Source organism: Phocaeicola massiliensis B84634 = Timone 84634 = DSM 17679 = JCM 13223 (assembly GCF_000382445.1).
GTDB classification, from domain to species: Bacteria; Bacteroidota; Bacteroidia; order Bacteroidales; family Bacteroidaceae; genus Phocaeicola; species Phocaeicola massiliensis.
Genome location: NZ_KB905473.1, coordinates 52,564 through 74,506, shown reverse-complemented (window position 1 = coordinate 74,506; position 21,943 = coordinate 52,564). Strand labels below are relative to the sequence as shown.

Genomic DNA, 21,943 nt, shown 5'->3' with positions numbered 1-21,943 from the left:
TACACTTACTTTGCACCCGACAATCGGTCAATGGTGCAAACCGTGACCACTATACTAACAAATAAAACAGCATAAGCTATGGCAAGAACAAAAGAAACGAAAATGTTTCCTGAACAGCAGGAGAAAATGACACAGGAGGTGATGGCTTCGCTTCACCCATCCACTTATGGTAAAGACTATGCCCAAAAACATAGCTCTTTCTTTGAAGAGGTGGAGAACTCCGATTTAGAAGTTGTGACAGAGAATGTGGCTGTAACAACCTCCAACATGGAGGACGAGCTTACGAACGAGGTTCAATCGCCACCGAATCCGCAGAAGCGCATCAGTGGCAAGCAGCGCAAGGCGACATTAGAGGAGTATCAGCAGACCTTCCTCCAAGTTCCAAGGATTGACGACCGCAAGCCAGTCTTTGTCAGTTCCGATGTACGAGACCGTCTTGATCGTGTCGTCCGCATCCTCGGAGGGAGGCGCATGAGCGTATCGGGCATCATCGAGAACATCGTGCGCCACCACCTAAGCCTTTATGAAGAGGACTTCGAGGCTTGGCGCAAATTGTGAGAATTAAGGTCTGCGACCTTGGGCGTGGATAGCAGAAAGGCAGTAGTTCCAACTAACGTGTTCTGAGAGGGAGCGAGGTTATGTTTTGGGAACCCCAAAACGCCTCGCTCCACCATGAGGGCGGAGATTTTTTGCTCCCAACGGTCGCAGAAAGTGAGTGTACAAACTATAAACAGTGTATCGAATGACAAACGTACAGGAACAAGACAAGAGAAAGGGCGGAAGACCGCCCACGGGCAGGGTTCGCAAGCTGTCGAAGTCTGTCACGGTGAAGTTCTCGAAGCCAAGCTACGAGGCATTGAGACTGAGGGCGAGAAAAGCCAACCGCAAGTTGGCGGAGTATATCCGAGAGTCCGCCTTGAACGGCGAGGTGGTGAGCGGACACAATGCAGAGACGGTAGCCATCGCCAAGAATCTCATTGGCATGGCGAACAACCTCAACCAACTTGCCAAGCTGTCGCATCAGAGAGGTTTCCATGAAACCCATGTATATGTGGTGGACTTGTTGAGAAGATTAAAAGAAATCCTTGGCGAGTATCGCCAAGCAAGTCCAAAATCGAAGCCATGCGGAATAGGCAGAAAGGAGGATGCCACATGATAGGCAAGCTAAAGAAGGGCAGCTCATTTGCTGGTTGCATCCGCTATGTTACAGGCAAGGACGAGGCGAAAATCCTTGCATCCGATGGAGTGTTACTCGGCACGAATACCGAGATAGTACAAAGTTTTGAGCTGCAAAGACAGCTAAATCCAAGGATTAAGAAGCCTGTGGGACACATTGCACTAAGTTTCAAACCCGAGGACAAGCCACGTTTGACGGATGAATTCATGGCTAAGATAGCCCTTGAATACATGCAGATGATGGGGATAAAAGATACTCAATTCATCATCGTAAGGCATCACAACACCGACAATCCACATTGTCATATCGTGTATAACCGCATCAATAACGAGGGCAAGCTCATATCAGACAGGAATGATTACAGGCGTAATGAGCAAGTGACCAAGGCTCTTAAATCCAAGTATGGATTTACCTACGGAACGGACAAGAGCAATACTAACACTCGCAAATTGCGCAATGCGGAGCGTGCAAAATACGAGATTCACAATGCAGTCAAAGATGCCTTAAAAGTTGCAGATAGCTGGCAGAAGTTCAAGAATGAACTTGCAAAACGAGGTGTCCACTTGGAGCTTGTCTATAAGGACAAGGAGCGAACCAAGGTGCAAGGCATCCGATTCAGTAAGGACGGATATAGTTTCAATGGTACGCAGATTAGCAGAGAATACAGCTTTGGCAAGTTGGATACAATGTTTGAGGGAACGGAGAACCATTTATCAGCAAGAGCCAATTCTACTCAGCAATATGAGCAAGGCTGTCGCAAGAATGAGCAGGTGCCATTCATGTCGGAGAGCTGCCAAGACCCTTGGGACGGTATTTCTTCCATTGGACTTTTTGCTCCAGCCAATGCTCAGACCTTTGAGCCATTCCCAGAGGATGAATCAGTCAAGAAGAAAAAGAAGAAACGCAGAAGAGGCTTTAGCCTTTGATGCAAGTTACAAACCATTCAAACAACATAAGAAAGATGAAAGAAGAAATGTTAGAAGCCATCTACGGCACAGTTGAGAGATTGGAGCAAAAAGTCGATGAACTTTCTGCCTCACCAAAGAATACAGAGGCGGAAAGCACTCCGGTCTCTGTAAGTGTTGATACAAGCAAACTTGAAAAAGCTATTCTTGCTATGGCTGTAAAAGAAGGGGAAGCTATTGACAAATTGGTAAGATTAAGAGAAGCTATCTGCATTTTTACCGACCTTACCAAAAAAGAAGCAAGCAAAGATGAACAGCGAAGTAAACTCTTGTTTGATACTGTTAATCAGGTGAAACAAGAGCTGAATGCCACATCAAAAATTGTGCAGGACAAACTTCACGCAATGGATAACACACCTCTGAAGAAAGTAGTGACTCATCGCTTCGAGCCAACTTCAAAGTCTGTTCTTCTTTTCATTGGTGGCTTGGCTCTATCTCTTGTTCTCTCCATTTGGGGCAATCTCACCCAATGGCGAGAGCATCAAGATTGGGAGGAGGCAGATTTGAAGTATCGGGCTTTGAAGATGGTGCTTCCATCCGATGACCCCAATGTTCGATACATCGAAAAGAACTTTTCTGTATGCCCAAATAAAGAAGTTATTGAGAATGTGAGAAATCGTGTTACTGCTTATGAGGATTCTGTCCGCCACCATTATGAAATGATAGAAATAGCAGCAATTAAAGATAGCATTGCTAATAGCCTATTTAAAGAGGCGAATGAAATTAAAAAGAAAATTAATCAGAAATAATAGACAACGACCATCTTGGTACAAGCGCATCCTTCGTTTCGACAAGATTAAGACCAACGGCATTCGCATTGTCTACGACAGCGCAAGAGCTTGTCCGTGCATCAATAATGTTTCAGCATACTAACTTTCATTAAACTCTCAACTATTCATTCGTGTCCGTGATGCCACTTGCTTGACATTGCGGACACTTTTTCTTTTATGGTAGCTATGAAGAGGAAATTGATAATTATAGCAGTTTTGGTTATCTCACTTGTTGCATCTTATATCTTATGTAATACGAAACAAAATGATGCCGATATTGATCCTGTTAAAGTCGAAGAATATACGGCAGTCTTAGAAAACAGTGTTGACTTGGATTCCATTGCAGGAACATATTGCGGTGTATTGCCTCCTAATGTTGAAACAATACTCACGCTAAATGCAGATGGCACCTATCGTTTGAAGCGGAAATCTGCGAACGAATCGGATAGTTGTGAAGTGTTGAATGGCATCTTCAAAGTAATTGACGGCAGTATTTTGATGCTTGAACATCCGCCAAGTGGTGACAACATATTTTATAAGGTGAAGAATGACAGCGGTATTATTCTGATAGATTCGTTTGGGAATGAGCCAAAAGCAAGAGACTCTAAATTATATATCTTGAAAAATAAAATGGACTTCATTTTTGAATTAATATCAGAATATAGTTACATATACATAACTTATATCGTATTATTGTGTTAAAAATTAGCTTTTCCTTAGAAAAATCTTGCATAAAATATATTTTTATCAAGGATTTGTTATATTTTTGCGAGCAGATTTAGTAATTAAATGAAGTTTTGCAGATTCTAAGCATTTCATTGACGGACAAAACCCACCTAAGAGATCTATTTGATAAGACTATTTTCAACGATGTCAAAGAACTCGATTATTCCCTCTTTAAGGGACTATTTGATTAATTAATTAACGTGTCCAATTTATATTGGACACTAATGTCTTAAATTATATAATAAGGGTTAGACATATATATATAATATGCATACCTCTTATTATATGGTTTTGTATATGTTTGTTATACAAAATACGAATTTGTAAGTACAAACCGTTTATTATGTTGGTTATATTTCACTTTGTTAAAAATAACGCTTTATATGTGTCAAATTAACACATTGCATTGATTAACAAAAACATTTTGATTAATACATTTTGATGAAATAGTTTTTTTTATTACTTTTGCACCTGTAAACTTACATGACTTGGCTTTAATAAACCTCGACCAAGCTGTGCTATTATTGTAGAGGTTGCATAAGGAGTAAAAAAATGAAGAAGTTTTTCATGGGCATGATTGCCGCTATTGTGTGTGGTACTGCATTTGCAGGAAACTTAAATGAGATTAAGGCTTCAGCAGTATCAGATGATGATCTTAGCACATCTACACCAGACAAGATTGTATCTACTTTCTATGGTTCAAAGGCTTCAACTAACGCAAACAATCCTTGCAAGGGAGCAACTATCAGAAAGTGCGGAACCATAGAGTCAAGTTTGGTGTCATTTGAAGACCAAACTTTGGTGATGCAGCAGGTAAAGGATGCTGATGGTAACACATTATTTACAAACAATTTCTTTGCTCCATCTTCCGTGTCAGAAACAAAGGCAAATATTAAGCTTGAAACAATGAAATTGGGTGGAACGTTCAAGGCAAATGTGGCAGAATGAAAATAAGGCAAATTTTAGCACTCCTTTTCTTTATGTTTTGCACGACCATATTTGCACAGGGGCGTGATTATATAAATGAAATGGAGCAGAACGACTTGCAAATCAGACAGAAGCCTAACACTGAAGGGCTTCTGTCTGATTATTTGCATTCAGCAAACATTAAGGAAGATACAATTTTTGCAATTCTTTATAGTCCTGCTGAATGTTTTAGATGTGAAGCTGCAATTCCTGCATTTTATGATAAACTGAAACGCAATAATCCGAACAACAAGTTATTACTAATAACTGCATATGGGGATTCTAAAACAGCAAGTTGGTATAATTCTAAAAACAACTATAAGGCTGATTATTACATTTATGATACGAAATCAGTTTATAGCAACATCTTCAGTTTCAACTCTGAAGGAATGTACGGATTGTATATACTCAAATTAGTTCCAAAAGAAGGCGTGTTCGTCACAGGTGGACAATATACGGTCTTAGGGGCAGAGTTTGTGAAGCAGTTGGTACTTTGTAAAAAGAGAATTGCTCCTCACATGTATGAATTGGATAAGAAAGACTCATATAAAGAGGTGGCAGACCAGATTGCGGTGATAAATGTTCCTATGCCAAAATGGAAACAAACGGACATCGAGGTCAACACGAAAGATGGAGTAGAAATATCATCAATATATGATATTCCCAAAATAGAGAATGGACACCTTTTTTTTAACGACATGCTGAACAATGGTATAATGCTGTTTAATAAAGAAAATGGTTTGTTTAAATTCAAGCGACTCTTCCAAGCAGACGAAGCGGAGAAAAAGAAATTTGTTTCCGTGCCAGATAAGGATTTCAGAAACTTAGTAAAACAAGGACAAGTCTTTTACATAGCATTGTCTGCAAATATGTTGGACTCTTCTCATATCGGAATTTCCTATTCCCTGCCAAAGATTCTTCGAGAAAAAGTAGGCAACGAATGGAACTTTAGCTTTTACAATGCCCCTGCTGTCTTGATACGAGACATCAACAATTATACGTCAGGCAAGATGATTTCACCAGATTTCGATTTGGAACATTCCAAGTATTTCTATCTTCACTTTGTGTTCGACTTGTTCAATAACAAATTATGGACAGGAAGCGAAAAGTTGACATGGCCTATGGATGGATTTGAGAAAGAGGATATTGTAGGACAGAAAGATTTAGACCCTTTTAATGGCAGCTTTTATAAGACCTTCAATCCAATAATAGCTTCTTTTCGTATCAATGACGGAAAGTGTGATGGACATTACGGCAAATTAGAGCGTATTCAAGAAAATAGCAGAACAGGCTATTATTATCTTAATAATGTATTCGCACATGAAGGAAAAACTTTCTTGTATGGAAATGGTTACACAGGAAAACTGTATGTGACAGATAGCCTTCATCTTGACAAATATAAGGTTTATATGGTGTTTGACACAGATACAGTTCCTATGATTGCACCAGACTCCACAAAATTTTATACGCATGAATATGGAAATCTGTATAGTTCTTACTTCACAAAGTGCATCACAACTGTAAAAATGGATAAAAGGAACATCTATTGTCTTTTAAAGCATGGTATGCCAAGGACAGACAACTTCCAAAAGGACAGATATTCCTTTGTCATCGTAAATAGAAAAAATGGGAAGACCAAGGAATATCCACTTCCGTCTGTTGCTCCTACAGAATACAAATGTTTAGGATATGGAATAAATGCGCAAGAAAAGCATTTCAACCCATTTATGTTTGTCAAGAAAGAAGATGGTAAGTACATAATAAGGATGTTGGAAATCTAAGCGTCATTATAGTTCTGATAACACCTAAAATTATCAATAAAGCTGTATCTCGACCTAAACAAGTCTTGATGCAGCTTTATTATTTTCGATTCACATCACAGGATTATGATATCATTTTTTTATGATGGGGTTATGTTTACAAATTTGAGATTTCATGTAAAAAAGTCCTAATTTCTATATTTCTCTTCTTGTAAATTATGGGATATTAAGAAAAATATCGTATCTTTGTCCCAAATTTAGGCGTTCTTTGGATATTGCAAAATACAGAAACGAGCAGAAGGTCGCTCGTTTCCATATTGTTACCTATATAATATAGGCAAACGCCCAACTTCTTGATTTTCAATCAAAGTCCAATTTAGAGCGAGTTACTATTATGAACAAAAAGTTTTTAAGTGCAATCCTGTTCGGAGCCTTGATGGTTACCTCGACAGGAACATTTGTGTCTTGTAAGGATTACGACGATGATATCGACGAAATCAACGGCAAGATTGACAAGATTGAAACCACACTGTCTGAATTGGAGTCAAAGATTGGCGACAAGGGTGTATCCAGTGTGACTTTCGACGAAAAGACAGGTGTATTGACTGTGGTAGACGGTACAGGCTCTCATACTTATACCATCAAAACAACGGCTCCCAGTGTGGAAAAAACAGTGGTGACAGTTGACGGTAAAGACCTGAAAGTAGACGGAAAAGTAATCGGTCAGTTGGGTGATACTGTAGAAGTGAAAGACAACGAACTGTATGTGAACGGCAAGGCAACAGGCATCAAGGTTGGAAAATATGCCATCCTGGAAAATGATGCTGACGGTATGTACACCATCACATTGCCCGATGCCAACGGTGAAATGAAGACTATCAAATTGCCGAAAGCAACTTCGGGAATGATGAACGTAACTGCCAATGTAGCAAAATTTACTGCAAAGAACACAGTTACTCCCTCTACTGCTCCCGATGGTATTGCTTGGGGAAAAGCAGACAAAGCAATCACCTGGAAAGGTGCTAAAGGAAACATTGCCAAAGGACAACTTTTGTTGGGACGCTATACAGAAGGAGAAGTTACGGTAGTTCCTTCAAGCTACAACTTGGGTGCACAGACATTGAAACTGGTTGCTTCTGACGGTTCTGTAGCTCCTGTAACTGTCACTGCAACAGCAAACAATGATCTTATCTATGACAAAGGTGATAGAGCTGCATCAGCCAATGGCAACTGGACAGTAGCCATCACAATGGATGAAACGGTAACAGCCGACAATATCGCTACTGCTTTTGCAACAGAAGTTGAAAGCCAGGCTAAGAACGTGAAATATGCATTGTCTGTAAACGGCGACTTGGTAACAGGCTATGAATTTATTATCGATACCGATGAAGACCCTGAAGCAACTGCCCTTGCAGCAACAAAGATTAAAGTGGGAGGAGTAGAAGGAACAGATGCTGCAAAGACTGCAGGCGGAACTGCCCTTACTATCAGCGACTTCAAATTAGGTACTAACGAAATCATCATTGAAGACAAAGACGCAAGCAATGCAGACGCCCACAAAGTTTATGATGCATATCTTGAAATCGGTGACATCGACAAAGCCGGCAGATATGGTGTAACAGTAAACGGTATGAAGATTACAGCTGCTGACAAAGCTGCCAAGCAAGAAATACCTTTCATTGTGCATATCCTGGACGTAAAAGGTACTGAAACCAAGCAATATATCAAGGTTACCTTCGTGGCTGCTACAGTAGAAGACGAACCGATTGCAGACCAGACTTATAAGTTGATGCCCGAAAAGAACTTCGTTATCGACTTGGGTAATACATTTACCGGATTGACAGACGAACAGGCTGACAAAGTTCAGGGCAACATTACTTGGGCTACTGACGGTAACTTCTTTAAAAAAGATATCACAGAATCTAATGTAACATATTACACAGATGCTGCATGCAAGAAACAAGTAACAGACTTGTCTTCTGCTGCAACCATCAAGACTATCAAGTATGCCAAGATTGCAGAAGACGAAATTGCAACTGCTCCCAAAGCAGGTGCAACCAAGTTGACTATCACTTTGTCTGATGCTGCCGCTGCCGGTAATGAAATCAAGAAAGTAAGTGCAAACTACACTATCACATTGCCTTCATTCGATGAATTGGCAGTAGTTAACACCAATGCTTTGTGGAATGAAGCAGGTACTACTCTTACTGCACGTATGGGATGGAGTACCAATGCAACTCTTTCTTTGGCTAAAGCATACACAGTAAAAGATGGCGTGAAAGGTCTTGCTATTGACAACATCGAATATGTTGCTACATACACTACTGATGCCGGTAAAGTAACAGAACTTACTGTAAACAATGGTGAAATTGAAAATGCCGGTGGACTGATAGTTGAAAAGAAGGTTAAGTATAACACGCTTGCTGCAACCGCTTCCATCGAATTAGCAACAGACTTGACAGTATCTAAAGACTTTACCGTAACCGTCAAGAGTATCTTTGAAGATGCTAAAATCGTTTACTACAAAGCAGGTGCTGCTCAAAGTATTGCCACAGTAGGAGCTGACAACTATATCGCACCGTTGACAGGCGCTGCTGATAAGAGAACAGGTTTGGCATTGGTATTCAATGGTAAAGAAATTGCTGTAGCAGGTACTGATATGGCTATTGATGGTATCAAACTGACTACAAGCGATCCAAGCGATGCTACTGAAGTAAAAGTAGAATACAAGAACACTGATGCTTCCAAAGGAACTGTTGTTGATCCGACAGGAACAGTAGCCGGCAAAGATGCAAAGGGTGTAAGTATTACCGATATGAGGAGCGGTGAAAAGGGTACATTGGTAGTTACCTTCACTGATAAGAATGGCGTAGTAACAACATCCACTATCGACTATCAGTATAACTAATAACAATCGCATCTGACGACCCTCAGAACGGGTTCAGACTAAATAAAGAGGCTGTAGTGCACCAAGCATTACAGCCTTTTTTTGGAGGGGCACATTGTTCTTTTAAGGATTTAAATATCACATCACAAACAAAGGGAAGAATAAGCGGTTTCTTAGGATCAGCCAAGGCCTTTTGAACAGAAGATTATTACAGTCTGCGGCAATGGACTGTACAGTCCACTGTAGCAGACTGTACGGTCCACTGCAATGAATCATACAGTCCGCTGCCGGAGACTGTAGTAATTCAACTGACAGACGGGCATAACCGAAAGGACGAAAACGCTTGGTCCGGCTAATGAAACGACTTAGGAAGCTCAAAAACGCATGCAGGGGTTGAAAACCGGAAGAAACAACACCGAGGGACAGGTGTTTGCTTGAGGTGTTAAATCCACAAAAACAATGACTGCCCCTTGTTACTCGAACAGAACTGCCGAAAGAGAAATGCCCCCCACCGGCAGAACAATGGGAAGACACCGCCGGACAAATCCGAGGCATGCCGGAGGAAACAAAGCGCAGCAACACTGTATAGAGACTCACCTCCATGAGGGTATGTCGAAACTCAAAGACCTATCCCATCGTCAACTGTAGGGGCAGGATTTGCCTGCCCGAAGACACAAAGCAAACTGTTTTCGGGCGAGCGAACCTCGCCCCTACAGATTAAACGACAGCATTATCCACGTTTTGACACACTCCCCATTTCTATAAAAAGGAAGTTTTGATACATCCCCATTCTGCGGATGGGAACTGAAAAGTATGGAGGAAAGCTGAAAAGAATGTATTATTGCGGGTGATACACCTGCAAAGGCAGCTCCCCTTTCAATGCCCCCAAAGCATTGAATGCCAGCGAACCCATTTCATCCTCCCCGGGAATCAGTACAACAGGAGCCAGATAGTCTATCTGTTCACGAAGAGCACCTACACAATAATCGCTATGGGCTATTCCTCCTGTCAGAATAATGGCATCCACTTTCCCGCGAAGCGAAACATACATCGCCCCGACCTGTTTGGCAACCGTATAAAGCATGGCATCCAGCACTCCTTTATAGGGCTCCTCGCCTGCTTCGGCTTTATGGGCAATAGAAGCAACATCGTTTGTCCCGAGATGGGCTATCAAACCACCCTTACCGTTCAACATCTTCTTCACCTGACGCAAGGTATATTTCCCGCTGAAACACAGTTCGGCAAACTGATCGGCAGGAATAGTGCCGGCACGCTCCGGGCTGAAAGGGCCTTCACCGTTCAACGCATTGTTTACATCAATTACCCTGCCCTGACAGTGTGCTCCGACCGAGATGCCACCTCCCAGGTGAACCACAATCAAATTCAATTCTTCATAATGCTTTCCGATGGAAGCGGCATATTTACGGGAAACCGCCTTACTGTTTAATGCATGGAAAATAGAAATACGTTCTATCTCGGGGATACCGGTATAACGCGCTGCCGGCTGCAACTCATCCACCACTTCCGGGTCGGCAATATAAGCGGGGCAACCGCATTTTTTTGCCATTTCATCGGCAATTAAAGCCCCCAAATTACAAGCATGCTCCATACGTGCGTGAAGCAAATCATATTTCATCTGTTCGTTAATGGCATACACTCCCCCCGGAGTCGGTTTCAACAAGCCGCCCCGCGCAATCACAGCGTCAAACTCAATAGGAATACCGGCCTCGGCCAACAATCGGAATATAAAATCCCTGCGATACTCATATTGCTCATTCACATGATGAAAATGTTGCAAGTCTTCTGAGGAATGGTGAGCACCTGCCGCCCATATTACTTTTTCATTTTCAAAAAGAGCCAACTTCGTGGAAGTAGAGCCCGGGTTAATGACAAATATCTTCATATAACTTTAAGGTTTTATCCGGCCACGCAAGCCAATGCTAAACTATAATATTTCGAGTTTCCCGAATCGGCACGTGAAGGGACAACAACCGGAGCTATGGTTCCGCGCAGCATACCTGCCATATTAGCATCGCCGAATAAGGATACTGTTTTATAAAATGTATTGCCTGATTCGATATTGGGAAATATCAACAGGTCAGCATGCCCCACTACAGGCGAACTTATGCCTTTCACCTCACCACTATGAGCATCGCAAGCCGTCTTTACATCCATCGGCCCGTCCAGGAACATGGAGCCGTAAGCACCGGATGCGGCACGTTCCTTTAAAACAGCATAGTCAAGGGTATGGGGAAACTTTTCATTTATCTTCTCGGTGCAATGAATAAGTGCCACCCGAGGTTCGGAAATACCCAAACGGCGACAAACTTCCAAATCGTATTTCAGCATAGCCTCAAACTGAGCCAATGTAGGTCGGGGGATTACTGCCGCATCCGAGAAAAACAATAATTTATTATAAGTAGGTATCTGAGCCACTGTTATATGGCTCAATACATTTCCCTGAGGAAGCAAACCATGTTCCTTATTAAGAACCGCACGCAGCAGGTTATCGGTGTTGATTATTCCTTTCATCAACACATCGGCATGTCCTTCTCTGACCAATGCCACTCCTTCTTGAGCAGCTTTGTCGGGACTTGTCGCCTCATACACTTTTACATGCTCCGGGTACTGCAACCGGATATATTCGGCATTCAATAAATGGGGAGTATCAGCCACCAACAGGAAATCGGCAAACCCTTCGTGCAAGCTACGGGTAATGACATACTCCGTATGCGGGTCGTTAGGGCAAACCACTGCAACTCGTTTACGCTCCTTTTGCGCACGCAGACGGCTGATTAATCGGGCAAAGTCCTGTATAGGTTCCATAATCATTAGATTTTTAGCAAATATGAAAAATAAATCTGGATTTATCCCTATCTTTGCTTAGTTTCTATGAATAATTTAACTTATGAAAACCTTTCAAACATTTGACATTTCAGCAGCGTACGATGATATACACCGCACATTCCCCTGTTACAAAAAAGCACCGGTTATCGGACTGACCGGAAACTTCAGGGATGGGGAATGCACCTTGGCAGAAGGTTACTTTACTTCCATTCTGAAAGCAGGCGGAGTGCCATTCATTCTCCCTTCATTCGATGACACTGACAGTTTGATAAATGCACTCGAATCGCTGGACGGAATCCTGCTGACGGGAGGTGCGGATATCAATCCTCTTTTCATGGATGAAGAACCGGTAAAGGAACTCCACAGCATCAACCCACACCGTGACAGGCAGGAACTCTTATTGACAAAGCTGGCTGCCGACAGACAAATCCCGATACTGGGTATCTGCCGGGGCATACAGATGATGAATGCCGCCCTCGGAGGCAGCTTGTATCAGGATATCCACTCACAAATGGAAGGAACGCGCATAAAGCACGACCAGGACCTGGAAAGAAGTTATGCATCACATTCGGTTCGGATAGAAAAAGATTCATTGCTACATCGTCTGTTTGAAAAAGATGTCCTGCCGGTAAATTCTTTCCACCATCAGGCTGTAAAAGAAGTTGCACCGGGTTTCCGCGTGTGTGCCCGGGCTGCGGACGGAGTGATAGAAGCGATGGAATCCACCGAATATAAATCAATGCTGGGAGTTCAATGGCATCCCGAATGTTTCATCTTACGGGGTGACGAATGCATGATGCCACTCTTCCACTGGCTGATAAAAGAAGCTGCTTCTTTTCAGGAAGCAAAACGTCTGCACAGCCGTATGATTACGCTGGATTCGCATTGCGATACGCCGATGTTTTTCGACCGGGGCATTGACTTTGCTTCCCGCGACAAAAAGATATTGGTGGACTTACATAAGATGACGGAAGGCAGACTGGATGCCACAATCATGGTAGCCTACCTGAAACAATCGGAACGTACCGACGAGGCATTGCCGGCTGCTACTGCAAAAGCCGACCGCATTCTGAACGAAATAGAAGAAATGGTTGCCAAGAACTGTACGGCCGTTGATTTGGCTTATACGCCAAACGATTTATGGCGGCTGAAAATGGAAGGGAAGAAAGCCATTATGCTGGGAATAGAGAATGGTTATGCCATTGGCAAGGATATAAGTAATGTGGAGCGTTTCCGAAAACGCGGAGTGGTGTATATGACACTCTGCCACAACGGGAATAATGACATTTGCGGTTCGGCACGTGATAATGCCGAAGGACTGGGAGTCAGTGCTTTCGGAGAAGACGTAATTAAAGAAATGAACCGTGTAGGCATGATGGTAGATATCTCGCATGCCGGAGAAAAAAGTTTTTATGATGCGTTGGAAATCAGCACGAAGCCGATTGTTGCCTCGCATTCTTCCGCACGTGCATTGTGCGACCATCCGCGTAACCTGACAGACGCCCAACTGAAGGCTCTTGCCGCCAAAGGAGGAGTAGCCCAAGTAACGTTATACGACGGCTTCCTGCGGAAAGAAGGCCATGCAACCATTAAAGATGCCATCAATCATCTGAACCACATGGTGAATATCATGGGAATAGAACATGTGGGTATCGGTACCGACTTTGACGGTGACGGAGGCATCACCGGTTGTGCTTCTGCATCGGAACTGATAAACTTCACCCGTCAACTATTGTTAGAAAGATACAGCGAAGAAAGTATCCGGCTTATCTGGGGAGGAAACTTCCTGCGGGTAATGGAAGAAGTACAAAGAAAATAATGTAACTTTGCAACCGGACAAAGTGGAAGATTTAAAAGAGAAATATATGAAGAATAAGAACATTTTAACCATCCTGTTCCTGATGCTTGTACTGACCGTTATTTCTTGCGGAAACAGCAATAAGAAAAGTGACCGAATAGATGCAGTGGAAAAAGAAGTAGTCAAAGCACCCGAATTCAATGCAGACAGTGCTTATGCATACGTCGGGGCACAAGCGGATTTCGGTCCGAGAGTGCCGAATACAAAAGCACATGAAGAATGCGGAGAGTATTTGGCTCAACAACTGGAAAAGTTTGGAGCCAAGGTTTATAACCAACGTGCAGACCTCATAGCTTGGGACGGAACCATACTGAAAGCACGGAATATCATCGGAGCCTATAAACCCGAAAGCAAAAAACGCATCATGCTTTGTGCGCATTGGGACAGCCGGCCGTATGCCGACAATGATCCCGACCCCAAGAATCACCACACGCATATTCTCGGAGTAAATGATGGCGCAAGCGGTGTAGGCGTATTGCTGGAAATCGCCCGTCAAATTCAACAGAAAGAACCGGCACTGGGCATTGACATTATCTTCTTTGATGCGGAAGACTACGGAACACCGGAATTTTATACAGGACAACCCAAACAGGATACATGGTGTCTGGGGTCACAGTTCTGGGCACGCACTCCCCACGTACAGAATTATAATGCCCGCTACGGAATTCTGCTTGATATGGTAGGCGGTAAAGATGCAACTTTCTATTATGAGGGTTATTCCTCGGAAACGGCACGTTCCGAAATGAAAAAGATTTGGAAAAAGGCACATGAGCTGGGCTATGGCAAGTATTTTGTGAAAGCGGACGGCATTCCTGTAACCGATGACCACTTGTATGTACACCAACTGGCACGTATCCCGTGTGTGGACATCATCAATTATGATGCCAATAACGAACGTTCTTCTTTCGGCTCTACCTGGCATACGATAAACGATACGATGGACAATATAGACCGCAATACACTGAAAGCTGTCGGTCAAACAGTGATGGATGTAATTTATAATGAGAAATAAAATTCAAAACAATGAAAACAATAAACGAACTTCAAGACGAGGTTATCGAGGAATTCAGTGACTTTGACGATTGGATGGACAAATACCAATTACTGATTGACTTGGGAAATGAGCAAGAACCACTCGACCCTCAATATAAAACGGAACAAAACCTGATTGACGGTTGCCAAAGCCGTGTATGGTTACAGGCTGACCTGACAGACGGCAAAGTGGTTTTCCAGGCAGAAAGCGATGCATTGATAGTAAAAGGTATCATCGCATTGCTCATTAAAGTCGTATCAGGACACACTCCCGACGAAATATTGAACAGCGATTTCTACTTTATAGAGAAAATCGGCCTGAAAGAACATTTGTCTCCCACACGCAGCAACGGTTTGCTGGCCATGGTAAAGCAGATGCGCATGTATGCCTTGGCATTCAAAACAAAAATGGAAGGCTGAAACCGTTTGAACGGTAAACTACCGACGGATTTACTCCATTTATTTCAGGTACAGACTTTACGGACAAACGCGGACTTTTTCTATTCCGCGCTGTCCGTACCTAAAGTATCAATGTCCCAATCGACTCGTATCCACTTCCTTACGCTTCTTTTCCTTATAACCGCCAAATTTATAAAGGAATGACAGAGTTATATTCCGATTGGATTTATTAAACTTTGTACGACTATGTTGATTGGCATAGTCAATTCTTAAATCCATCCGGTTACGGCTGTCAAAGAGGTCATTGCCGGTCAATGTCAACTGTGCCTTCTTGTCGGGCGATGTCCACTTCACCGAAGTCGTCACATCGCAATAGTTGCCTAAATCATAGATTCCCTGACGCGCTTTGGTCTGCAAGAAAGCACTTACGTTCATTACCACATCAGGTTGCTTCGACAGGGTGAGCGTATTACTCGTCCGAAAGACGAATACCCACTTTTTGCAGTCAAACGGAATATCATAAAAATCATCCGCCTTGTCACGGCTCTGCATCGCTATCAACATGCCGTTGCCCGACCACCATTTGCCAATCTTATAAGGAGCCATCATTCGTATCCCCATTTGCCGCTGGAAATTATAATTGATGAACTTGTTCACCTCGGCCAAGCGGTCGGGCAATTTATAAGGTAACTGGGCAAAATGGTCAGGTTTCTCTTCATAGAAAAGAGCAAAAACATACTTACTCTTCAATATATAAGCCAAGACAGCCAGATAGTCGGATGAGGGTTTCAGCACCGGATTGCCATGCACCTCTGTATAACTATCCACATACTGCACTGTGGGCTGTGTACTCCAATAGTCAGGATAAGAACGATTACTGCTGAAAGACAGCTGAAACATATGTCCGTCCTTTGCTCGATAATTGGCATTCAATGTGGGATAAAGCATCCATTCATGCCACGTTTGCGAGTTATAAAGTTCGGCAGCCAGTGAAAAGTCAAAAGAGAAACGTTTGCCGAAGTTTTTACTGAAGCCCGCATAACCGTTAAAGGTATATTCCGTCCGGCGTGACTTCAACGAGTTGTCTGTCAGCAAGTCTCCCGTCTCGCCATCGTAGTAAAACTGGTAACTGTTATCATGCGCAGTCCTATATTTCGCACCATAATTCAACTCCCACCCGTTATTCAAAGCATGTTCCTGATTAAGATAAAAGAGCAGGCGGTTGATACGTTGATTACTCTTATAGAAGAATGATTTCTTTTCCTCTTCCATCACACCGGTCAGTACCGTCGTACCGGGAGAATCAAAATAGGTAAAATCCATTCCTGCCGTAAGTCCGAAAGAAGATTGATAATCCAACTTCACATTATGAAGCCGACGGTCTCCGTCATCTGCCTTATCACTGTTTCCCGTTCCGTGCATCGACGTACGGTCTTGTCCGTAACCGAGTTGGGAAGTATATACCATGCTCAACACATTCTTTTTCCCAAAATCATAATCCGTCCCCAAACGGATGTTATGCCGTCCTCCGTATCCGCTACTCAAGGTATTCAAGGTAAGCTCATGCAGGCCGTCGGCCAGTTCATGTTCCGACCACTTTTCTGTCTCGTTCTTAGTATGCCCGAAAGAGTAGGTATACATCAAGTCCGCCGCAAAGCGGCCTGATGTATAAAGCAATGTGGCTCTTTCATTGATGTGTTCGCGTCGTGACTGTTCGTAGGAGGAAAAGAGTTCTCCTTTCAAAGAAGACCGTTGCCCTAAGTTTGATTTTAATATTAAATTTATCATCGGTCCGCGCACCTGATAACGGGCAGGGGCGGCATACATGATTTCTGCTTTCTCAATGCGGCTCACAGGAGTACCTTCGAGCATGGCACGCAACTGCTCCTTATCCAATGTGGTCACTTTGCCGTTGACCACCACCGTAACCCTCAGTCCTCCCAAACTCAGGGTTCCGTTTTGCTCGGTCACTCCGGGCAGTTCTTTCAAGACTTCATAAGCATTTGTCACCGACAGTTTTTCGATAATACGCGGCACATCATAAATCAGTTTGCCCTTTTCAGCTTTAATCACCGGTCTCTCACCCCGCACCAGCACTTCGGGAAGTTGCTGGAACAGACTGTCCATATAAAGGAATGTAGTATCCTGTTGCCCCCATACCGAAAGAGCAAACCAACAAAAGCAAATGGTAAGTAAGTTTTTCATCATGCAACAAAGTAAGCAGGAAAAGCGATTCCTTCATGTTACCATCCGCTTACAAAGTCTTATTTAGTGTTATCAAAAAGAAGAAGTTGACCGATTTCTCTCTATTTTCGTAGATAAATGAGAAAAACAGTACAATGAAAATACCGTTTAAGGCCATAGCCGTATTAATTATCCTGTCATTGATAGGCGTATTTGCTTATCAGGCATATTGGCTGACAGGACTCTACAGCTCGATGAAAAAAGATATGGATAACTGTCTGGCAGAGACCCTGCAAGTAAGTGACTACAACGAAATGATGGCTCGTTGCGACTCACTAAAAAGAAACAGTAACATTGATAAGTATATCAAATCGAGCTTTGAAGTAGACAGCATCATGACCCATGCAGGCAACTCTTATGGAATCCATATCCCTAACAGAATCGGACTGGAAATCAATGAACCTCTGTCAAGCACTGTCGATAAAAACGGAACACTGGAGTTGCTCACCAAGTATTTTCAACGCGGCATACACAGCCAGCTTGATTTGTTTACCGAAATCAACCTATCCACTTTCGACAGCCTTTTCAATCGCACACTCGCTATGCGGGGAATCATCTTCCTGCCCCACCGTATAGAAATACTGAAGCTGCACGACGAGGACACGACCATTGTACGAAGTCTGAATTATCCGCCCGGCTTCATTCCAAGCAAGAAAGCCGATTCTTTTTATTACAATTATGATTTATATAATAAAAGATACTACCGTTTGTGGGTGGAACCGACAGATATGCTCGTATTCCGGCAAATGAAAGGTATTCTCTACACTTCCTTCTTTATCATTATCATATTGGGAATCTCCTTTTGGTATCTCACCCGAATCATTTTACGCCAAAAGAGTGTGGAAGAAATGAAAGAGGATTTCACTCATAACATCACTCATGAGCTCAAGACCCCGATAGCCGTAGCCTACGCTGCCAATGATGCCATGCTGAACTTCAAGGGAGCCGAGAACCCGGAAAAAAGACACACTTATCTGCAAATCATCCAAGCACAACTCAAACAACTCAGTGGCTTGGTGGAACAGATTCTGTCCATGAGCATGGAACAACGTAAGAACTTCCGGCTCAATTATGAAGAGATAGATTTGAAACCGATGTTGGAAACACTTATCAGGCAGCACCAACTTAAAGCGGACAAACCAATGGATTGCCACCTGGCAATGATGGACAACACCACCATATATGCAGACCGCATCCATCTCTACAACATGATAAGCAACCTGATAGACAATGCAGTGAAATACTCCGGTGAAAAGGCGGATATTTGCATTTCCGTAACGGTGTGTAATGGTTATGTAACGGTTAAAGTGAGTGACAAAGGTATCGGCATACCCGGTGACAAACAAAAACACTTATTTGATAAGTTTTATCGGGTTCCGACAGGAAATTTACATAATGTAAAAGGATACGGATTAGGACTCTATTATGTCAAGACAATGGCAGAACAACACAAAGGAAGCATCACCGTAGAAAGCAGCATAGGAAAAGGAAGTACATTTATTCTTCAAATACCCGGCAAATAATGGAAAAGATACACGTTTTATTGGTAGAAGATGAATTGACACTTGCAATGATTATCAAAGACACATTGGAAGAACAGGAGTTTATTATCACCACAGCTTCGGATGGCGAAGAAGGGTTACGTACCTTCTTTGCACAGAAACCGGATATCGTAGTGGCAGATGTAATGATGCCCCGCATGGATGGTTTCGAGATGGTTCGCCGCATCAGGCAGACAGACAAACTGACCCCTGTACTGTTCCTCACGGCACGCTCGGCCATCAATGATGTAGTGGAAGGATTCGAGTTGGGGGCAAACGACTATTTGAAGAAACCTTTCGGAATGCAGGAATTGATAGTACGACTCAAAGCATTGATGCATAAGGCATTCATAGAAAAAGAAGTCAGTCATTCTTATGAAATAGGAGACTATCAGTTCAACCCGGTTACCCAACAGCTCACCTTTGCGGGAACAGCTCAGGAACTATCACATCGTGAATCGGAGATATTGAAACGGCTATGCAATAACCGCAATGAAGTGGTAAGCAGTCAAAGCATTCTGCTGGAGCTATGGGGTGATGACAGCTTTTTCAACTCCCGCAGCCTGCACGTATTCATCACCAAGCTAAGGCATAAGTTGGCAAAAGACAGCCGAGTCAGGATTGTGAATGTCAGGGGAATAGGCTACAAACTTATCCTCGGCTTATAAAGAATGAGAAGAATTCACTTTTCTGCCTCTTATCAAGACCTTTTGTTCATCCGATAAGGTAGTAGCAAAGATATAATCTTCCCCACCCTCTTTCAGCTTCAGGCGTTTCCGCAGTTCGGCCACCGAAGAAGGAAAGTTTCGCACGGTGAGATTGGCTTTTCCCATATCCTGCAAAAAGGCTTTCAGCTCTTTTTTACCAAAACCCGTCACCGACTCTACCTTGAACTTTCTTCCGGGGAAGTCAGCCACAAAAGAGGAAGAGGTATATAGATGACTATTCACATGCAACTTTCTTACCGGATATGCCTGAGTCAAAGAACGAAAAGCTCCGGCTTTCAGGATAGACGCATTCGGTTCATACAAATAGGTTTCCACTTGTCCGGCAAGAGGGCACGGTGACAGCCTTTCCTGTTTCTGAGTAAACACATAATGCTGACTCTCTCCTATGTGTGTACTCAGTTCACAATGAATAAAAACATCTGATGAAATGGGGCTTTTTTGCAATACAAGCAGTAGTTCCTTACACTCATTGCCCACAGACACGATATGTACTTCACTAACGGTTTTCAACTCTTTCAGAGCCAAAGACAAGTCCAGCATCGGCGAGAGTTTTACCATTACCTTATCCGCTTTCTCAACCAGCAAGGACTCTAATACGCCAATATCCGGTTCACAGTCCGAAATGGCAACCGTCTTGCCTCCATGCCCATCCCTACGTGCCGGGTCCAGAAAAAGACAGTCCACATGAGACATGTTATGCAGGTAATCGACCCCGTCCATATTGTGGATACGGACATGCTCCAGTCCCAATAAAGGAAAGTTATGTGCAGCCAGCGCACATAATTCATCTTGCCGCTCCACATAATCGGCATACTTAAAACGGCGGGAAATAAAAGCACAATCTATGCCAAAGCCTCCGGTTAAATCGGCAAAAGACTCTCCCTCCAACAAATGAGCCTTATACTTTGCCATCAACTCGGACGAGCACTGTTCCATTGACAAATGCCGGGGATAAAGCAATCCGGACAATGCATACCACGAAGGTATCTTCTGCTCTGCAATTTGCCTGCCGGATATTTGTGTCACAGCCAAAGCCATATCCACACCCGGATACTTCTTCCCCTGCAAGGCAAGAGTTCGAACATCATCATGCCTATGTTCCTCGATGAAATGGAGAGTTTCTGCCGATAAATTCATGCTATGCCTTATTTATTATAATACGGATTTTACATAATGTGTCCATATCTTATTCTTTTGAACAGCTATTGCACAAAAATACTTATTTTTTCAATAGCAACTCATCAATGGCCTTCTTAAAAGCTTCTTTGGGAAGAGCTCCCTGTGCCATTTCCGGCTTTCCGTTCATCGGTATAAACAGAATGGAAGGAATACTGCGGATACCGAAAGCACGCGCCAATTCCGTTTCTTTATCCGTGTCTACCTTATAAATAACAATCTGTCCGTCATACTCTTTTGCAAGCTCGTCCAAAATAGGAGCTACCATTTTACATGGACCGCACCAAGTAGCATAGAAATCGACAATCGCAGGTTTGTCACCTTCATATTTCCATTCATCGGGATTTTTCTCAAAGTTATATACCTTTTCCAAAAATTCCGCTTTGGTCAAGTGAATGACTTTAGCCTTAGAGTCTTCTGCCGCCGTCACCCGATCTGAATTAGCATTACTATTCGTTCTTCCGCATGCCACTGTCGACATCAGTACAATTCCCAATAAAAACAACGTGATTCTTTTCATAATTATTTCTCCTTCTTTACTTGTTTATCCTCTTTAAAAACTCTTTCGTCATAATCTTCACTTTTAATACACTCATCCTATACCATAGATATTTGTATTGGAAAGCTTTCCAAAAATATTCTTGGGTTCCTTATAAAACAAATTTCCTTAGGAAAATATTAAATTCATAACTTTCCTTCACTATTCCGGTCATTGTTGCGCCCATTCCAGCACCGACAGGCTTTGTACGTCTACTCCGAATATAGCTGCTTTCTTCAGAATATTACGGGCCAACTCCGGCTTTTTCTCTTCTTTCCATATCGATGATAAATTAATAGTTTAAGTAAATAACAGATGACCAAGTCCGA

Annotated in this window: 18 protein-coding genes and 1 pseudogene; 14 read left to right on the top strand and 5 right to left on the bottom strand. The window is 42.8% G+C overall.

The features are described 5' to 3' along the window. Positions 1–78 precede the first annotated feature (78 nt). The 9 genes and pseudogenes from HMPREF1534_RS05810 to HMPREF1534_RS05845 all read left to right on the top strand — a co-directional run bounded on the left by HMPREF1534_RS05810 (position 79) and on the right by HMPREF1534_RS05845 (position 9,272). On the top strand, positions 79–558 hold the full coding sequence (locus tag HMPREF1534_RS05810) for a DUF3408 domain-containing protein (RefSeq protein WP_005942349.1): 480 nt from the start codon (positions 79–81) through the stop codon (positions 556–558). A gap of 184 nt (positions 559–742) precedes the next feature. Continuing rightward, positions 743–1,156, top strand: a complete 414-nt coding sequence (locus tag HMPREF1534_RS05815; protein ID WP_005942183.1) for a plasmid mobilization protein — start codon at positions 743–745, stop codon at positions 1,154–1,156. Beyond that, entirely contained in the window at positions 1,153–2,103 is a 951-nt protein-coding gene (locus tag HMPREF1534_RS05820; protein ID WP_005942184.1) for a relaxase/mobilization nuclease domain-containing protein, read from the top strand. The genes HMPREF1534_RS05815 and HMPREF1534_RS05820 overlap by 4 nt, the downstream gene beginning before the upstream one ends. Positions 2,104–2,138: 35 nt before the next feature. After that, positions 2,139–2,891 carry a hypothetical protein gene (locus HMPREF1534_RS05825; protein ID WP_005942185.1) on the top strand — a complete coding sequence of 251 codons (753 nt, stop codon included), beginning with the start codon at positions 2,139–2,141 and terminating at the stop codon, positions 2,889–2,891. A gap of 198 nt (positions 2,892–3,089) precedes the next feature. Further along, a complete protein-coding gene (locus HMPREF1534_RS05830) occupies positions 3,090–3,614 on the top strand; it encodes a copper resistance protein NlpE N-terminal domain-containing protein (RefSeq protein ID WP_018452782.1) in 525 nt (174 codons plus the stop codon). A gap of 89 nt (positions 3,615–3,703) precedes the next feature. Further along, positions 3,704–3,829, top strand: a pseudogene (locus HMPREF1534_RS20435) (IS4 family transposase); the annotation flags it as partial. 361 nt (positions 3,830–4,190) lie between these two features. After that, the gene (locus HMPREF1534_RS05835; protein WP_005942347.1) at positions 4,191–4,586 is read left to right on the top strand and encodes a hypothetical protein; all 396 of its coding nucleotides are present in this window, start codon (positions 4,191–4,193) and stop codon (positions 4,584–4,586) included. An 80-nt stretch (positions 4,587–4,666) separates the two neighbouring features. After that, positions 4,667–6,385: a hypothetical protein gene (locus HMPREF1534_RS05840; RefSeq protein ID WP_258469369.1), complete on the top strand. Its 1,719-nt coding sequence runs from the start codon at positions 4,667–4,669 to the stop codon at positions 6,383–6,385. A gap of 373 nt (positions 6,386–6,758) precedes the next feature. Then, positions 6,759–9,272, top strand: a complete 2,514-nt coding sequence (locus tag HMPREF1534_RS05845; protein ID WP_005942345.1) for a S26 family signal peptidase — start codon at positions 6,759–6,761, stop codon at positions 9,270–9,272. A gap of 817 nt (positions 9,273–10,089) precedes the next feature. On the opposite strand, the gene buk is transcribed toward HMPREF1534_RS05845, so the two are convergent. Beyond that, entirely contained in the window at positions 10,090–11,154 is a 1,065-nt protein-coding gene (gene buk, locus HMPREF1534_RS05850; protein ID WP_005942344.1) for a butyrate kinase, read from the bottom strand. A gap of 14 nt (positions 11,155–11,168) precedes the next feature. After that, positions 11,169–12,077: a phosphate acyltransferase gene (locus HMPREF1534_RS05855; protein WP_005942343.1), complete on the bottom strand. Its 909-nt coding sequence runs from the start codon at positions 12,075–12,077 to the stop codon at positions 11,169–11,171. 82 nt (positions 12,078–12,159) lie between these two features. Between HMPREF1534_RS05855 and HMPREF1534_RS05860 the strand changes: the two genes are divergently transcribed. Genes HMPREF1534_RS05860 through HMPREF1534_RS05870 form a run of 3 tightly spaced genes read left to right on the top strand, consistent with a single transcriptional unit; the run spans position 12,160 to position 15,408 of the window. Beyond that, positions 12,160–13,917 carry a gamma-glutamyl-gamma-aminobutyrate hydrolase family protein gene (locus HMPREF1534_RS05860; protein WP_005942342.1) on the top strand — a complete coding sequence of 586 codons (1,758 nt, stop codon included), beginning with the start codon at positions 12,160–12,162 and terminating at the stop codon, positions 13,915–13,917. 46 nt (positions 13,918–13,963) lie between these two features. Next, positions 13,964–14,968, top strand: a complete 1,005-nt coding sequence (locus tag HMPREF1534_RS05865; RefSeq protein WP_005942341.1) for a M20 family metallopeptidase — start codon at positions 13,964–13,966, stop codon at positions 14,966–14,968. Between the two features lie 11 nt (positions 14,969–14,979). Beyond that, complete coding sequence (locus HMPREF1534_RS05870) at positions 14,980–15,408, top strand: SufE family protein (protein ID WP_005942339.1); 429 nt, start codon at positions 14,980–14,982, stop codon at positions 15,406–15,408. Between the two features lie 108 nt (positions 15,409–15,516). On the opposite strand, the gene HMPREF1534_RS05875 is transcribed toward HMPREF1534_RS05870, so the two are convergent. Further along, complete coding sequence (locus HMPREF1534_RS05875; protein ID WP_026231475.1) at positions 15,517–17,592, bottom strand: outer membrane beta-barrel family protein; 2,076 nt, start codon at positions 17,590–17,592, stop codon at positions 15,517–15,519. A gap of 134 nt (positions 17,593–17,726) precedes the next feature. Here HMPREF1534_RS05875 and HMPREF1534_RS05880 point away from each other — a divergent pair, with 134 nt between their 5' ends. Continuing rightward, entirely contained in the window at positions 17,727–19,154 is a 1,428-nt protein-coding gene (locus HMPREF1534_RS05880) for a sensor histidine kinase (RefSeq protein WP_005942331.1), read from the top strand. Next, entirely contained in the window at positions 19,154–19,840 is a 687-nt protein-coding gene (locus HMPREF1534_RS05885; RefSeq protein ID WP_005942329.1) for a response regulator transcription factor, read from the top strand. The genes HMPREF1534_RS05880 and HMPREF1534_RS05885 overlap by 1 nt, the downstream gene beginning before the upstream one ends. Here the strand turns inward: HMPREF1534_RS05885 and HMPREF1534_RS05890 are convergent. Together HMPREF1534_RS05890 and trxA are read right to left on the bottom strand one after the other, a co-directional pair. After that, positions 19,835–21,037 (bottom strand): class I SAM-dependent methyltransferase, encoded by a 1,203-nt coding sequence (locus HMPREF1534_RS05890; RefSeq protein WP_005942327.1) that lies wholly within the window; start codon positions 21,035–21,037, stop codon positions 19,835–19,837. The genes HMPREF1534_RS05885 and HMPREF1534_RS05890 overlap by 6 nt on opposite strands. A gap of 82 nt (positions 21,038–21,119) precedes the next feature. Further along, positions 21,120–21,596, bottom strand: a complete 477-nt coding sequence (trxA, locus tag HMPREF1534_RS05895) for a thioredoxin (protein ID WP_005942325.1) — start codon at positions 21,594–21,596, stop codon at positions 21,120–21,122. Positions 21,597–21,943 lie beyond the last annotated feature (347 nt).